The organism is Chromobacterium haemolyticum DSM 19808 (genome assembly GCF_000711885.1).
GTDB classification, from domain to species: domain Bacteria; phylum Pseudomonadota; class Gammaproteobacteria; order Burkholderiales; family Chromobacteriaceae; genus Chromobacterium; species Chromobacterium haemolyticum.
In genome coordinates, this window is the sequence record NZ_KL543995.1 from 356277 (window position 1) to 371754 (window position 15478).

General features: G+C 63.2%; 13 protein-coding genes. 10 read left to right on the plus strand and 3 right to left on the minus strand.

Annotation, left to right across the window (positions count from 1 at the left end; translation table 11 throughout):
• Positions 1–171: 171 nt before the first annotated feature.
• Positions 172–1269 (minus strand): anhydro-N-acetylmuramic acid kinase, encoded by a 1098-nt coding sequence (locus BR71_RS21270; protein ID WP_043641847.1) that lies wholly within the window; start codon positions 1267–1269, stop codon positions 172–174.
• Positions 1269–2603, minus strand: coding sequence for a M23 family metallopeptidase (locus tag BR71_RS21275; RefSeq protein ID WP_043641850.1), 1335 nt, complete (start codon positions 2601–2603; stop codon positions 1269–1271). Before BR71_RS21275 ends, BR71_RS21270 begins: the two co-directional genes overlap by 1 nt.
• Before the next feature lie 241 nt (positions 2604–2844).
• Here BR71_RS21275 and BR71_RS21280 point away from each other — a divergent pair, with 241 nt between their 5' ends.
• The 10 genes from BR71_RS21280 (at position 2845) to BR71_RS21325 (ending at position 13847) form a co-directional block, all read left to right on the plus strand.
• Positions 2845–3852, plus strand: coding sequence for a hypothetical protein (locus BR71_RS21280; RefSeq protein WP_043641852.1), 1008 nt, complete (start codon positions 2845–2847; stop codon positions 3850–3852).
• A 6-nt stretch (positions 3853–3858) separates the two neighbouring features.
• Positions 3859–5547 carry a single-stranded-DNA-specific exonuclease RecJ gene (gene recJ, locus BR71_RS21285; protein ID WP_043641854.1) on the plus strand — a complete coding sequence of 563 codons (1689 nt, stop codon included), beginning with the start codon at positions 3859–3861 and terminating at the stop codon, positions 5545–5547.
• Positions 5544–6128 (plus strand): AAA family ATPase, encoded by a 585-nt coding sequence (locus BR71_RS21290; protein WP_244269677.1) that lies wholly within the window; start codon positions 5544–5546, stop codon positions 6126–6128. Before recJ ends, BR71_RS21290 begins: the two co-directional genes overlap by 4 nt.
• 2 nt (positions 6129–6130) lie before the next feature.
• The gene (locus tag BR71_RS21295) at positions 6131–7693 is read left to right on the plus strand and encodes a DNA recombination protein RmuC (protein ID WP_043642029.1); all 1563 of its coding nucleotides are present in this window, start codon (positions 6131–6133) and stop codon (positions 7691–7693) included.
• 134 nt (positions 7694–7827) lie between these two features.
• Positions 7828–10539 (plus strand): DNA gyrase subunit A, encoded by a 2712-nt coding sequence (gene gyrA / locus BR71_RS21300; RefSeq protein WP_043642031.1) that lies wholly within the window; start codon positions 7828–7830, stop codon positions 10537–10539.
• On the plus strand, positions 10536–11003 hold the full coding sequence (locus BR71_RS21305) for a PaaI family thioesterase (RefSeq protein WP_043641856.1): 468 nt from the start codon (positions 10536–10538) through the stop codon (positions 11001–11003). The genes gyrA and BR71_RS21305 overlap by 4 nt, the downstream gene beginning before the upstream one ends.
• Complete coding sequence (locus tag BR71_RS21310) at positions 11000–11440, plus strand: PaaI family thioesterase (RefSeq protein ID WP_043641859.1); 441 nt, start codon at positions 11000–11002, stop codon at positions 11438–11440. The genes BR71_RS21305 and BR71_RS21310 overlap by 4 nt, the downstream gene beginning before the upstream one ends.
• Positions 11441–11544: 104 nt before the next feature.
• On the plus strand, positions 11545–12633 hold the full coding sequence (gene serC, locus BR71_RS21315) for a 3-phosphoserine/phosphohydroxythreonine transaminase (protein ID WP_043642033.1): 1089 nt from the start codon (positions 11545–11547) through the stop codon (positions 12631–12633).
• A gap of 128 nt (positions 12634–12761) precedes the next feature.
• On the plus strand, positions 12762–13418 hold the full coding sequence (locus BR71_RS21320) for an ankyrin repeat domain-containing protein (RefSeq protein ID WP_043641861.1): 657 nt from the start codon (positions 12762–12764) through the stop codon (positions 13416–13418).
• Positions 13419–13502: 84 nt separating this feature from the next.
• A complete protein-coding gene (locus tag BR71_RS21325; protein WP_043641864.1) occupies positions 13503–13847 on the plus strand; it encodes an MliC family protein in 345 nt (114 codons plus the stop codon).
• On the opposite strand, the gene BR71_RS21330 is transcribed toward BR71_RS21325, so the two are convergent.
• Positions 13844–15448 carry an EAL domain-containing protein gene (locus tag BR71_RS21330; protein ID WP_081862778.1) on the minus strand — a complete coding sequence of 535 codons (1605 nt, stop codon included), beginning with the start codon at positions 15446–15448 and terminating at the stop codon, positions 13844–13846. The two genes, BR71_RS21325 and BR71_RS21330, sit on opposite strands and share 4 nt — an antisense overlap.
• Between the last annotated feature and the right edge of the window lie 30 nt (positions 15449–15478).

Here is a 15478-nt window from a genome sequence, read left to right on the forward strand (position 1 = left end):
TTTTCTCATGTTCGGCTATGACTGTCGCTGATTATAGCCTGACACGCCTCGTTTAAGCGTGTCGGAATGTATTCAGCTTTGCTGACAAGTCTTGATGGCGTTCCCTTTAGAGACTGTGTATCAAAGTCTGTTGTGTAGACACGCAAGGCTTTAGAACAGGCTGTGAGGCGCTTATTTGGGGTATAGTGCGCCGAGTACGCGTTCGCCGGCGGCGCCGGTCACTTCCGGCAGGTTGCCGGCGAGGCGGCGCAGGAAGCGCCAGCCCAGCCAGGCGAAGGCGGCGGCCTCCACTTGGTGTTCGGGCAGACCCAGCGCGGCGGTGCCGGCGATGTGTTGTTCCGACAGCAAGGCGCTCAGGCGACGCATCAGCGCGCCGTTGCGCGCCCCGCCGCCGCAGACGAAGATAGCCTGGTTTGCCGGGCAATGCAGGGCGATGGCCTGAGCGATGCCGCGCGCGCTCAGCTCCAGCAGCGTGGCTTGCACGTCGACGGCGGGCACATGGCGGCCCAGCAGTTTTTGCTCCAGCCAGGGCAAGTCGAACAGGTCGCGACCGGTGCTTTTGGGCGGGGGCTGACGGAAGAAGGGTTCGTCCAGTAGCGCCTGCAGCAGCGAAGACTCCACCACGCCCTGGCTTGCCCATTGACCGTCGGCATCGTAAGGATGGCCCTGATGTCGTAGGCACCAGGCGTCCATCAGCATATTGCCGGGACCGCAGTCGAACCCGATCACCGCTTGGTTTGGGTGAAGGCGGGTCAGGTTGCTGATGCCGCCGATGTTGAGAATCACCCGGTTTTGCTCCGGCGCGCCAAACACCGCCTGGTGGAAGGCCGGCACCAGAGGCGCGCCCTGGCCGCCGGCGGCCAGGTCGCGGCTGCGGAAATCGGCGATCACATCGATGTGGGTCAGCTCGGCAAGGCGGGCCATATTGCCTATTTGCCAGGTGTAGCCGGCGTCCGGGGCGTGGCGTATGGTTTGGCCGTGGCTGGCGACGGCTGCGATGTCGGCCGGCTTCAGCTCTTCAGCGGCCAGAAGGCCGTTAACCGCCTGGGCGTAGAGCTCGGCCAACTCATTGGCCAGCCGGGCGGCGCGATCCAGCTCATTGTCGCCGATGGCCTGCAGCGCCAGCGCCTGTTCGCGCAGTCGCGGCGGGTAGGCGACGAAGTAGTCGGCTTCGACGCGGAGCGCGCCTTGTTCGTTGAAGCGCACCAGCACGGCGTCGACGCCGTCCAGGCTGGTGCCGGACATCAGTCCGATCAAGCGTTGATTCATCAGTCTAGCAATGCGATGTTGGTGGGCAGTTCGCGCAGTAGTTTCAGGTGCGCGGTCAGCGCCTGGTTGCCGGATTTGAATTCGGCCAGCTGAGTGGCGCTCAGGCCCGGCGTCGGCAAGGCGTTGGTGGCCGGGTCCACCGCCTGGCCGTTGATCCGCACCTCAAAGTGCAGATGGGGGCCGGTGGAGCGGCCGGTGCTGCCGACGTAGCCTATCACCTCGCCGGCCTTGACGCTTTTGCCGGAACGGGCGCCAGGGGCGAAGCGGCTCATGTGCGCGTACAGCGTGGTCATTTTTTGATTGTGGCGGATTTCCACCATATTGCCATAGCCGTTTTGGCGTTCCACCTTGACCATGGTGCCGTCGGCAGGGGCAATGATGGGAGTGCCGCTGGCGGCTGCGTAGTCCACGCCGGAATGCAGGCGCAAGGAGCGCAGTATCGGGTGCTTGCGGAAGCCGAAGCCGGAGCTGATGCGTGCGTTGGCCACCGGCTGATGGCTGAAGCCCTGTTTGATGGGCTTGCCCAGCGCGTCGTAATAGGCGCCGGACTCGCTGTCGTGGGCAAAGTAGAAGGCTTGGTGAAGCTTGCCGGAGCGTTGAATTTCCACCGCCAGCAGGTTGCCGGCGGCGATGGGCGCGCCGTTGTAGAGCAGGGTTTCGTACACCAGATTGATGCGGTCGCCCTTGCCCAGAGAGTTGATGTTGAATTGATCGGCGAAGATTTCCGTCAGTTGGGCGCGGATGTCGCGCGGCACCTGGGCTTTGGCCAGCGCGGCGCCGACCGAGCGGGTGATCAGCAGCGAGCGCACCGTCTGCACCGCTTCGGTGGCGATCGGGTCGGCGCTGGCCTGCCATTCGCCGTTGACCTTTTCGATGGCCACCAGCACTTGCTCGCCGTTTTCGTCGTCATTGAGAAAACGCAGGCCGAACAGTTCGCCCAGGTCGTTGGTTTGCACCGACAGGGTGGCGCCGGTCTTCAGCTTGAGGAGGTCCTTGGACAGGGGGCTGGAGTGCAGAAAGCGGTTGGCTTCGCTGTCGCGAATGCCCAGCCGGTTCAGCACGCGGGCGATGGTGTCGCCGCGCTTGATCGCCTCGTCGCGCCAGTAACGGGTGGCGCTTTCGTTGAAGGAAAAAGCCGGCAGGGTCAGCTGCTCGGTCACTTCTTTTTGCAAAACTTCCGGCTTGGCGGGCTGGGCGCCGTTCTGAGCCACGGCGAAGGCGGTGGCCATGCCGAACAAGGGCAGGGAGGCCGCCGCGCCGATCAAGCTCAGATGGTGGTTCATCAGCTTGTGGAAGCATTTTTGCGGGATATGTAGCAGTTTGCGATAATCCATCGTTCACAATAATTAAGGCTGGCCTTGGGCCAACCTTTGTAAATTCCGTATTTGCCAATCACAGGCCTTGCGGCCGCGTCTCAACATTTGGGGAGCTTGCGCGGCATAAGTTCCTGTGCAAACTGTAAATTATAGCCGCGATTCCGGATGCTATCCGCCTGATTTTGTCGGGCGCCCATGCCAGGGCGTTTTTGCAAGGCTTTGATATTACTTCGATCTCGTCATCCAAGTGTAGCGATAAATGAAATTGACATTGTTGTTGCCCGGTCTGCTTTGGCTGGACGGCCACGACGGCGCCGATGTGTGCAAGGGGCTGGAACTTCCCGCCCTGCAGCGCTTGTTGGGCCAGGGAGAACGCGCCGCCGGACCGGCGACGCTGAGCGAACTCTTGACCGCGCCGTGGCGCGGCTCCGTGGACGGCCTGGCGAGGCTTCGGGCGCGCCAGGCCGGCTTGCCGGCGGAACAGGGAGATTGGCTGCTGGCCGATCCGGTGCATGTGCGCGTGGATCGCGACCGCGCCTTGCTGGCTGATGTCGGCGTGATGAGCTTGAGCCAGGCCGAAGCCGAGACCTTGGTCGACGCGGCGAATCGCCATTTCGCCGATGACGGCTGGCGCATCCATCCGCTGGAGCCGGGCCGTTGGCTGTTGCAGCTGGACGCGCCCGCGGCGGCCAGCTTCAGCCCGCTGCCGGATGTGGTGGGCGAGGACATTAACGCGCACTTGCCTCAGGGCGAGCGCGGCCTGGACTGGAGCCGCTTGCTGAACGAGTTGCAGATGCTGCTGTACGCCCATCCGCTGAACGATGAGCGCGAGGCGCGCGGGGAACTCGGCGTCAACAGTTTATGGCTGTGGGGCGGCGGCGTAGAGCCGGGCTGGCGCGCGCCGGCGGAACAGGTGTTCGCCGACGAGGACTGGTTGGGCTGGATCGCGGCCGAGGCCGGCGCGCCGTGCCTGCCGGCGCCTTACGACTTCGCCGGCTTAGTAGAGCAGGCCGGCGTCCGCGACTGCCTGGTGGCGCTGGACGCCTTGCAGGCGGCGGCGCAGTACCGCGACGCCTGGGGCTGGCGCGAAGCGTTGCAACGACTGGAGCGCGACTGGTTCGCTCCCTTGTTGCGGGCGCTGCGTCAGGGCCGGATTGATAGCCTGGTCTTGCGCGCGCACGGTCACGGCGGGCTGGAACTGAAGGTGCGCCGCAACGACCTGTGGAAATTCTGGAAGCGGCCGCTGCCGTTGTCCGCCTTGTATTGAGAAAACATGTCCCAAATCGTTTCCCGAAGCATTCCCGCCGATACTCATGAACAATTGCTGCGTCAGGGCTTGAGCCCGTTGATGGCGAGGCTGTACGCCGCGCGCGGCATTTGCGACTGCGCCGAGCTGGATTACGGCCTCAAGGCGCTGCTGTCCTATCAAAACCTGAAAAACATCCAGCCGATGGCGGAGCGCCTGGCCGAAGCCATCGCCGGCCGTCAACGCCTGTTGGTGGTGGCGGATTACGACGCCGACGGCGCCACCGCCTGCGCGGTGGCGGTCAAGGGCTTGTCCATGCTGGGCGCGCACGTTGACTTCATCGTGCCAAATCGCTTCGAGTACGGTTACGGCCTGACGCCGGAGATCGTCGAGCTGGCTGCGCGTCAACACCCCGACATCATTGTCACCGTGGATAACGGCATCGCCAGCGTGGACGGCGTGCTCGCCGCCAAGGCGCTCGGCATTGAAGTGCTGGTCACCGATCACCACTTGCCCGGCGACGTGTTGCCGGAGGCCTTGATCGTCAACCCCAATCAGCCCGGCTGCGAATTTCCGTCCAAGAACCTGGCCGGCGTGGGGGTGATGTTCTACGTGCTGCTGGCGCTGCGCGCCGAAATGCGCCGGCGTGGAGTGTTTGACGAGCGTAGCCAGCCCAATCTGGGAGAGCTGCTGGACTACGTGGCGCTGGGCACGGTGGCCGACGTGGTGCGGCTGGATCAGAACAATCGCACCTTGGTGGAAAACGGCCTCAAGCGCATGCGCGCCGGCCGCATGGCGCCAGGCATCGCCGCTTTGTTCCGCGTCGCCGGCCGCGTGCATTACAAGGCCAACACTTTTGACCTGGGGTTCACACTGGGCCCGCGTTTGAACGCCGCCGGCCGGCTGGACGATATGAGCCTGGGCATCGCCTGCCTGCTGGCCGCCAATGAGGAGCAGGCGATGCGGCTGGCGCAACAGCTGGACCAGCTCAACCGCGAACGGCGCAGCATAGAGCACGGCATGCAGGACGAGGCGCTGGCGGCGTTGTCCAGCATCGATGCCGACAACCGCTACACGCTGACTCTGTTCCGCGACGACTGGCATCAGGGCGTGGTCGGCATCGTCGCCTCCCGGCTCAAGGAGCGCTTCCATCGGCCGGCCATCGTGTTCGCGCCCGGCGACAACGGCGAGATCAAGGGCTCCGGCCGCTCGATTCCCGGCTTCCATCTGCGCGACGCGCTGGACTTGGTGTTCAAGCGGCATCCCGGCCTGATTCTCAAGTTCGGCGGCCACGCGATGGCGGCCGGCCTTAGCCTGCAACAGACGCGCTTTGACGAGTTCCAGCACGCCTTCGAGGCAGTGGCGCGCGAGTTGTTGGAAGAGCGCCATCTGACCCGCACCATAGAAACCGACGGCAGCCTGGCGCCGCGCGAATTGAACTTGGCCTTCGCCGAGCAATTGGCGGCCGAGGTGTGGGGCCAGGGCTTCCCCGTGCCTTACTTCCACGACCGTTTCGCGGTGATGAGCCAGCGCGTGGTTGGCGACAAGCACTTGAAGCTGCGCTTGGCGCGCGACGGAGAGGAGTTCGACGCCATGTTGTTCAATCAGGTGGAATGGCTGCCGGACAATGTCGACGCGGTGTATCAGTTGATCGCCAATGAATGGCAGGGCCGCAAGGAGTTGCAAGTGTATTTGCAGCATTGGGCGGCGGCGTGAACGAGTGGGCGGATTCACGCCTACGGGTGTTGACCGGTGGTCCGGGCGCGGGCAAGAGCGCCTTGTTGGAGGCCTTGCGAGCCGCCGGATATTCCGTGATGGACGAGGCTGGCCGCGCCATCATCCAGGACCAAACGCTGATTGGCGGGCAGGCTTTGCCTTGGGGAAACCCCCGCGCCTTCGCCGAAGCGATGCTGGCCTGGGAACTGCGCAGCCTGCGGTTGGCGGCGGGCTTGTCCGGGCCGGTGTTTTTCGACCGAGGGTTGCCCGACGTGCTGGGCTATCTCGATTTGCTGGGCCTGCCGATACCCGCGCATATGCAATCCGCCGCAGAGCGGTTCCGCTATTGTCGCCAAGTATTCTTGCTGCCGCCGTGGCGCGATATTTTCATCCAGGACCAGGAGCGCAAGCAGACTTTCGCCGAGGCGGAGCGCACTTGCGCCGCGATGGAATGGACGTATCGACGCCTGGGCTATCAAATAATCGAAGTGCCGCCTGCGCCGTTGGCGCAGCGGCTTCGCTTCGTCATAGAACAATCGCTGCCGGGCCGTGGAGAGCGGGCCGGCCAATTTGAGGCTTGATGATGGAAATGTTGGTTATCGGTCTGTTGCTGGGGCTGCTGGCAGCCGGCGCGGCCGCTGCCTTGCTGCGCAGCCGCTTCGCGAGGCAAGCGGCGGATCAGCGGGCTCAGCAGGAGGTGTCGCGCTTGCAATTGGATGAGTGCAGGGAGCGAGAGCAGGCCGCACGCGCGCAATTGCAACAACAAGCGCAGCAACTGGGCGATGCTCAGACCCAACTGGGCGCTTATGTGGCGCGCGCTCAGCGGGTACCTGAGCTGGAGCGGCAAGCACAGGAGCGGGAGCGGCAGTTGGATGCCCTGCAGGCGGAGTTGCGGCGTGTAGGCGCACTGCTGGCCGCCAGCCAAGAGCAGGGGAAAATGCTGGCAGTCCTGCAAGGGCAAGCGCAGACGCAAGGGGAAGAAATTACCCGGCTCACCGCCCGCGAGCAGGAGCTGATGACGCTGCTGGAGCAGGAGCGCGGCCAGAACGCCGAGAAGCTGGCCTTGTTGGCCGAGGCGCGCGAAAGCATGGCTGGGCAGTTCAAGGCGCTGGCCGGGGACATCCTGGAAGAGAAGGCCAAGCGTTTCACCGAGCAGAACCAGCAGAACCTCGGTCATTTGCTCGGGCCCTTGCAGCAGCGGCTGCAAGATTTCGGCAAGCTGGTGCAGGACAGTTATGAAAAAGACAGTCAGGGGCGCTTGTCGCTGGAGGCGGAGCTCAAGCGCTTGCAAGAACTCAATAGCCGGCTGGGCGACGACGCCATCGCGCTGACCAAGGCCTTGACCGGCGCCAGCAGCAAGGCGCAGGGCTCTTGGGGCGAGATGGTGCTGGAACGGGTGCTGGAAACCTCCGGCCTGCAGAAGGATCGCGAGTACCGGGTGCAAGTGTCCGACGTGGTGGCCGGCGAAGACGGCAACCGCCGCTATCAGCCGGACGTGGTGATAGACCTGCCGGAAGGCAAGCAGCTGGTGGTGGATTCCAAGGTATCGCTGAACGCCTATGTGCGCTACACCGCCGCAGAGGACGAGGCGGAACGGGCGACGGAAATGAAGGCCCATGTCGCGGCCATCCGCAACCACATCCGTACGCTGTCGGAAAAGCGTTACCAGGACTTGTATCGTTTGAACACCCTGGACTTCGTGTTCATGTTCATTCCGGTGGAGCCGGCCTATCTGTTGGCGGTGCAGCAGGATATGAGTTTGTTCAACGAGGCTTTCGAGCGCCGCATCATGATCGTCGGCCCCAGTACCTTGCTGGCGACGCTGCGCACAGTGGCCAGCATCTGGCGCTACGAATACCAGAATCAAAACGCGCAGGAGATCGCCCGCCAGGGCGGGGCGATGTACGACAAATTCGTCGGCTTTGCCGCCAATCTGGAAAAACTGGGCAAGCAGTTGGACGTGGCTCGCGACAGTTTTGGCGACGCGATGAAGCAGCTGTCCGGAGGCCGCGGCAATCTGGTGGCCAGCGCCGAGCGTCTGCGCAAGCTGGGGGTGCGCAATAACAAGCAACTACAGCAGCATCTTAAACTGGGCGCGATGGAAGACGAGGGCGAGGAAGGAGCGGGAGAGCCCGGCCCGGACTGACGGAAGTCGGTTGGAGATGACCGTTTCGTGATAGAATACGAGCTGTCATTACCTATGCTGGCCGCCCTGTGGCGCGCGCGTGAATGCACCCGCAATCGCAGGGCGGCCTGTTCATCCTTACGAATCAAGAAACTATGACCGATAACCTGTTCGCCAAGGAAACCATCCCCATCAGCCTCGAAGAGGAGATGCGCCGCTCTTATCTGGATTACGCGATGAGCGTGATCGTGGGCCGCGCCTTGCCTGATGTGCGCGATGGCCTGAAGCCGGTGCACCGTCGGGTGCTGTACGCCATGCACGAGCTGTCCAACGACTGGAACCGCGCGTACAAGAAATCGGCGCGTATCGTTGGCGATGTGATCGGTAAATACCACCCGCACGGCGACACCGCGGTGTACGACACCATTGTGCGCATGGCGCAGGACTTTTCGCTGCGCTACCCCTTGGTGGATGGTCAGGGCAACTTCGGTTCGGTGGACGGCGACAACGCCGCCGCGATGCGTTACACCGAGATCCGCATGGCGCGCATCGCCCATGAGCTTCTGGCCGACATCGAGAAGGAAACCGTGGACTTCGGTCCCAACTACGACGGCTCCGAGCACGAGCCGCTGATCCTTCCGGCCAAAATCCCCAATCTGCTGATCAACGGCGCCTCCGGCATCGCCGTGGGCATGGCCACCAATATTCCGCCGCACAACCTCAACGAGGTGGTGGACGCCTGCCTGGCCTTGCTGGCCAACAGCGACCTGACCATTGACGAGCTGATCGACATCATTCCGGCGCCGGACTTCCCCACCGCCGGCATCATCTACGGCACCGCCGGCGTCAAGGAAGGCTATCGCACCGGCCGCGGCCGCGTGATCATGCGCGCGCGCGTTCATTTCGAAGACATCGGCAAGGGCGATCGCCAGGCCATCATCGTCGACGAGATCCCGTATCAGGTGAACAAAGCGCGTCTGCTGGAGCGCATCGGCGAGCTGGTGCGCGACAAGCAGATCGAAGGTATTTCCGACCTGCGCGACGAATCCGACAAGTCCGGCATGCGCGTGGTGATCGAGCTCAAGCGCGGCGAAATGCCGGAAGTGGTGCTCAATCACCTGTACAAGATGACCCAGCTGCAGGACAGCTTCGGCATCAATATGGTGGCGCTGGTGGACGGCCAGCCGCGCTTGCTGAACCTGAAGCAGATCCTGGTGGAGTTCCTGCGTCACCGTCGCGAAGTGGTGACCCGACGCACCATTTTCGAACTGCGCAAGGCGCGCGAACGCGGCCACATCCTGGAAGGCTTGGCCGTGGCGCTGTCCAACGTCGATGAAATCATCGCGTTGATCAAAGCCTCGGAAACTCCGCCGCAAGCCAAGATCGCGCTGATGGACCGCGAATGGCGCTCGCCGCTGGTGGAGGAAATGCTGTCCCGCGTCGATCAGGACAAGGCGCGTCCGGACGGGCTGGCGGAAGAGTTCGGCCTCAAGGCCAACGGCTACCGTTTGTCCGACGCCCAGGCCCAGGCCATCCTGGAAATGCGCTTGCAGCGCCTCACCGGCCTGGAGCAGGACAAGATCGTCGCCGAATACCGCGACATCATGGCGGTGATTCTGGACTTGCTGGACATCCTGGCCAAGCCGGAACGCATCAACCAGATCATCAGCGATGAGTTGTCCGCTGTTAAAGCCCAGTTCGGCGACGCGCGCCGCTCCGAGATCGAACCTTTCGGCGGCGATATCAATATCGAGGACCTGATCACCCCGCAGGACATGGTGGTGACCATTTCCCACACCGGCTACATCAAGGCCCAGCCCATCGACGACTACAGCGCCCAGCGCCGCGGCGGCCGAGGCAAGCAGGCGGCGGCCACCAAGGACGACGATTTCATCGACACTCTGTTCGTGGCCAATACCCACGACTTCGTGCTGTGCTTCTCCAGCCGCGGCCGCTGCTACTGGCGCAAGGTCTACGACCTGCCGCAGGGCGGCCGTCAAAGCCGCGGCAAGCCCATGGTCAACGTGTTGCCGCTGGAAGAGGGCGAGAAGATCAACGCGCTGCTGCCGGTCAAGGAGTTCCGCGACGACCAGTACGTGTTCATGGCCACCGCCGACGGCACGGTGAAGAAAACGCCGTTGCGCGCCTTCTCCAAGCCGCGCGCGGCGGGCATCATCGCCATCAACCTGGACGAGGGCAATTACTTGGTGGGCGTGGCGCTGACCTGCGGCAAGAGCGTGGCAGGCCAGGGCGATGAAGATGACGAGGCCATCGTCGAGGAGGACATCGCAGGCGAAGGCGAAGTGATCGAGGATGGTCTGCTGCTTGAAGGCGATCAGGTCATGTTGTTCTCCGACGCCGGCAAGTCGGTCCGCTTCAGCGAAAGCCAGGTACGGCCGATGGGACGCACTTCCAGAGGCGTTCGCGGCATGAAGCTGGGCGAAGGCCAGAAGCTGATTTCCCTGCTGGTGACCAATTCCGAAGACCAGATGGTGCTGACCGCCAGCAACGGCGGCTACGGCAAACGCACCCGCATTGGCGATTTCCGTCTGACCAGCCGCGGCACCCAGGGCGTGATCGCCATGGATCTGACCGACAAAACCGGCCTCAAGCTGGTGGCTGCCAGCCTGGTGGAAGAAACCGACGATGTGATGCTGATCACCACCGGCGGCGTGCTGATCCGCACCAAGGTGTCCGAAGTGCGCGAAACCGGCCGTTCCGCTCAGGGTGTGCGCCTGATCAATCTGGACGAAGGCGAGCAGCTGATCGGCCTGGAAAAAGTGGCCGAGGGCGATAGCGACGACGAGACGGAGGCGCTGGAAGGCGAGGACGGCGTCGAGGCCGCGGACGAGGGCGGCGAGGCATGATTCCAACGCCGGCCAATCCCGAAGTGCTGGAGGCGATGAGCCAGCTTTTCGTCTCCTTTCCGCACTGTCGCACTCTGGGTTTCCAATACATCGGAACCGAGGGACGCCGGCCCACTTTGAAGGTGGACTGGCGCGAGGATCTGGTCGGCAACCCGGTCACCGGCACTTTGCACGGCGGGGTGATCACCTCGCTGGTGGATACCTGCAGCGCGGTGGCGGTGATGGCGCATCTGCCTGAGCTGGAAACCATCGCCACGCTGGATTTGCGCATCGACTACCTGAGGGCGGCCACGCCGGGAAAGCCTATCTTCTGCAGGGCGGAATGCTATCGCCTGGCCAGCCAGATCGCCTTTACCCGCGCCGTGTGTTATCACGAATCGCCCAGCGATCCGATCGCCCACGGCGTGGCCACCTTCATGCGGGAATCCAGCCGGACGCCGATGCTGCCGGAGGCCGCCGCATGAGCCGCTTCATGGAACGTTTCAACGCCTTGCGCGATCAAAAAGCCTATGCGCTCATCGTGGACGAGCTGCCCTACATCAAGCTGATGGGGGTGGAGTTGGGCGAGGACGACGTCGGCGAGTTGCTGTTCCAGTTGCCGTTCTCCGAGCGCAATGTCGGCAATACCGCTCTGCCGGCATTGCACGGCGGGCTGATCGGCGGTTTTCTGGAAAGCGCGGCAATGCTGCATCTGATGTGGATACGGGAGTCGCAGGAAACACCTAAGATCGTCGACTTCTCGCTGGACTATCTGCGCCCGGGCCGGCCGCAAACCTTGTACGCCAAGTGCGAGATCACCAAGCAGGGCAAGCGGGTGGCCAATGTGCTGATCGAAGCCTGGCAAGAAGACCGGCGAAAGCCGGTTGCCGTGGCGAGAGCCCACTTCCTGCTCAGTCAGTAAACTATAACAAAGGCCCGGCGCTTAGCGATCGGGCCTTCGCATACCAAGGCCCGGAGTTCGCCGGTGCGGGCGCCAAGGGCTGTCAACGCAAATAGAGGATGAACATGGCCAAAGTGTACAACTTCTCCGCCGGCCCCGCCGTGCTGCCTCATCAGGTGCTGGCCGAAGCGCAAAGCGAAATGCTGGATTGGCACGGCTCCGGCATGTGCGTGATGGAAATGAGCCATCGAGGCAAGGAATTCATGGAAATCATCCATGACGCCGAGCACGACCTGCGTGGGTTGATGGGCATTCCCGCCAACTACAAAGTGCTGTTCCTGCAGGGGGGCGCATCGCAGCAGTTCGCACAGGTGCCGCTTAACTTGCTGGGCGAGCGCGACAGCGTGGATATCGTCAATACCGGCCACTGGTCCAAGCTGGCGATCAAAGAAGCGCGTCGCTACGCCAAGGTCAATGTGGCGGCCAGCAGCGAGGACCGCAACTTCGCCTACGTGCCGGACGAAGCCGGCTGGCAGCGCGACCCCAAGGCGGCTTATCTGCACTACACCTCCAACGAGACCATAGGCGGCTTGCAATTCCCTTTCGTGCCGCAAAGCCTGCCGGACGTGCCGCTGGTTTGCGACATGTCCTCGGACTTCCTGTCCAGGGAAGTGGACGTCAGCCAGTTTGGTCTGATCTACGCCGGCGCGCAAAAGAATATCGGCCCGTCCGGCCTGGTGGTGCTGATTGTGCGCGAGGATCTGCTGGGCAAGGCCCGCGCCGATCTGCCCACCATGCTCAATTACCAGGTCCACGCCGACGCCGACTCGATGTACAACACTCCGCCCACCTTTCCGATCTACATCTCCGGCCTGGTGTTCAAATGGTTGAAGGAGCAAGGCGGCGTCAAATCCATCGCCACCCGCAACGAGGAGAAGGCCGGCTTGCTCAATCATGTGATCGAGTCCAGCGAGGGCTTCTATCACACCCATATCGACGCGCCGTTCCGTTCGCGGATGAACGTGGTGTTCCGGCTCAAGGATGAGGGGCTGGAAGAAACCTTCCTGCTGGAGGCGCGCAAAAACGGCTTGATCCAGCTGAAGGGACATCGCGCGGTGGGCGGCATCCGCGCCTCCATCTACAACGCGATGCCGATAGAGGGCGTCAAATCACTGGCCAACTTCATGCAGGACTTCGCCCGCATGCACGGCTGAGTTTACGCTGCAGTTCTGTCATAGCCCGCCGGTCGGCGGGCTTTGTTTTGTCCGGCTGGCTTGGCGCGGCATGCCATGCTACGGTGGCGCTTCCATTTGAATCGTTTGCAAGGAGCGAGGAGAAGGCAATGCATTGGCAAGCGAAAATCCTGTTATCGACGGTTTTGGCCGTCTCCATCCCCGCAGGCGCCGGCAGCGGCCAAGCCTTGCTGGCGGCGGCCGGTCGCGGAGATGCGCCTGAAGTGCGGCACTTGTTGCGCGCGGGCGCGCCGGTGGATGTCCGCGATGCCAGTCAGCGCACGCCCTTGCTGCTGGCGACTTGGGGCAATCACCCGGAGGCGGCGCGCTTGTTGATTGAGGGCGGCGCGGATGTGAACGCCAAGGATAAACAGCAGGACAGCCCCTATCTGTTGGCCGGCGCTCAGGGCAGGAATGACATCCTGAGCATGACGCTGCGGCACGGCGCGGACTTGGCCAGCACCAACCGTTATCAGGGCACGGCATTGATCCCCGCCTGCGAGCGAGGGCACGCGGAAGCGGCGCGGCAATTGATTGCCGCCGGGGTCAAGCTTGATCACGTGAACCGGCTGGGTTGGACCTGCTTGCTGGAAGTGGCGATTTTGGGAACGGACAGCGCGCAGCATCGCGACATCGCCCGGCAACTGATCGCGGCCAAGGCGGATCTGAATCTGGCGGATCGCGACGGCGTAACCGCCTTGCAGCATGCTCGCCGCCGAGGGCTGACCGGCGTTGCCGCCTTGCTGGCGGAGGCGGGCGCCCGCTGAACTGCGCAGAACAAAACCGAGCGAGCCCGGTCTATCCCCATTTGCCAAGAGCAAGCCGCAGTTTGTCATTCTAGGAGTTAAAACATGAAATCCATCTTGTTCGCCGTGCTGACCTTGAGCAGCGCCGCCGCGCTGGCCAAACCGCTGACCTTGCCGGATATCCAGGCTGGTCAGCGGCAGGTCGTCCGCTACGTTTGCGCCGATGGCGCCAAGTTGACAGTCAAGTATTACAACGTCAAAAACGGGCAGAGTTTCGCGGTATTGCCGATCAAGGGCAAGACCATGTTGTTGAGCAATGTGGTGTCCGGTTCCGGCGCCAAATACGCGGCCGAGCAATACAGCTGGTGGACCAAGGGGCCGGAAGGTTCGTTGCGCGACGAAATCACCGACAAGGCCTTGCTGGACGACTGCAAGGAAAGCCGCCGCTAAAGCGCCGGACCGGTGTCGGACGCCGCCGCGCGCGCGGCGTCCAGTTCCGGGCGCAGCAGGAACTCGCGTAGCGGCATTGGCCGCGCAAACAGATAGCCTTGCAGCCAGCCCACGTCCAGACGGGTCAGGTAGGCGCGCTGGGCTTCGGTCTCCACCCCTTCCGCCACGATTTCCAGTTCCAATTTGTGCGCCAGCTCGGTCACGCTGTCGACGATGTGGCTGGACGGCGCGTCCGCGCCGATGCTGGCGGTGAAACTCTTGTCTATCTTGATGCAGTCCAGCGGTAGCTGTTGTAGATAGATCAGGCTGGAGTGGCCTGTGCCAAAATCGTCTATCGCTATCTTCACACCTAGTTCCCGCAGCCGAGCCAGCCGTTCGCAGGCTTCGGGGGTGGGCTCCAGTATCTCCCTCTCCGTCAGTTCCAGTACCAGATTCAGTTCCCCAGGCGGGAAGTGGGCGAGAAACTGTCGGCAGTCCGCCAGTAAGGCGTCGTCCCGCAGGTGCGCGGCGGTGATGTTGATGCCCAGATGGAACTGAGGCGGCAGTCGGCTCCGTCCCAGGGCACGCGCCAACTGGCGCATCATTTGACGCGTCATCGGCACGATCATGCCGCAATCCTCGGCGCGTGGAATGAACAGGTCCGGCCGGATCAGTCCATCCCGCGGGTGACGCCAGCGCATCAGCGCTTCCGCCCCTTGCCAGCCTAGCCCGTCGGAACGCACCACTGGTTGTAAAAAGGGCTCGAATTCCCCGTTGTCCAGCGCGCGTTGCAGTTCGACGGTGGGCGACGCCGGCCGGCTTAGTTGCCAGCGCAGGGCCGCGGCCAGCGCCAGCCCCAGCGCAGCCATGCTGAGGAAGACCAGTTCATAGCTGCTGGCCATCTGGTGGTACAGGTCGCGGCGGTTGAAGCCGCTAATCAGGGTATAGGGATGGCGGGAGGAGGCGCGTTCTATCGTAAGCAGGTCGAAGGGCGGACTGGGGTTGGGGTGTACCGCGTGATCCGGCCCTATCCAGAGCGGCCCCACGCGCATGTAAACCGGGCTGTAGTCGCTGGCCATGTCCAGGCTGAATTGCAGGTGCACGCCGTCAATGGCTATGTAGATCGCCGTCGGACCCGATTGCTTGCGGTAAATGATCAGCGGACGGCCCGGGGTCAGCTCGTTGCCGGACTTCAAGCGCAGCTCGGTTTCCGGGCGGGGTTTGTCCGGCGAGGAGATCTGTCTGTGGTAGACCCCGAACAAAGAGGAGCAGTAGAGAATGCCGCCGCGCTCCAGCGTGACGCTGCGGATGAAGGGCACCACGGTGACTTGTTTGCGCAGCGCCTGTTCTATTTGCGGACATGGCTGGTTGGTGAGCGGGGCCACGCTGTCGGCGGCCTGAGCCGCATAGTCCAGCATCAAGTCCAGCATGCTTTCCGCTTGGCCTGTTTGCAAGGTGGCCTGCTGCCGCAGCCGGTTGCTTTCCTGCCAATAGACAATGGGGGTGATGACGGCCAGCGGCAGCAGCGCGGCGACGCCGATCAACAGCCAGCGGCTGATGCGGGCGGGCAGGGTTAGGCGGCGGGACATCATGGCGCGTATGGGGGAGTCGGCATGGTTCATGATATACGAGGGCCGCCGCCGTTGCCGGGA